The sequence below is a fragment of the Pseudoalteromonas sp. RB2-MNA-CIBAN-0110 genome (assembly GCF_040309305.1).
In the GTDB taxonomy this organism is placed as follows: domain Bacteria; phylum Pseudomonadota; class Gammaproteobacteria; order Enterobacterales; family Alteromonadaceae; genus Pseudoalteromonas; species Pseudoalteromonas arctica.
Genome location: NZ_JBEOOQ010000131.1, coordinates 1 through 291 on the forward strand (window position 1 = coordinate 1; position 291 = coordinate 291).

The window sequence follows — 291 nt, forward strand, 5'->3', positions numbered from 1 at the left end:
GCATGCGAAAGCCACCCATTAAAACGGGGCGACAAGTACAGTTTATAAATAATGAATCACGCAAAAAGCTGAGCTATATAGACAAAATGAAAGTAAAAATAGACAGCCCCATAGGTCGACGACAATATAGCAAACGACTTGGTTGTATTGAGCCAGTGTTCGGGAACATTACAGTGAATAAAGGCATGAATAAATTGACCTTACGGGGTCAAATGAAAGTGAATGCGCAATGGCAACTGTATTGTCTTGTTCATAATATAGAAAAGCTGCAAAACACGATGCATTAAGAAG

The 291-nt window shown here is 38.8% G+C and carries 1 protein-coding gene; it reads left to right on the forward strand.

What is annotated here, in order from left to right; all coding sequences use genetic code 11:
* The coding region (locus tag AAEY68_RS20840; protein WP_350586801.1) for a transposase at positions 1-287 on the forward strand (287 nt) is incomplete at its 5' end.
* Positions 288-291 lie beyond the last annotated feature (4 nt).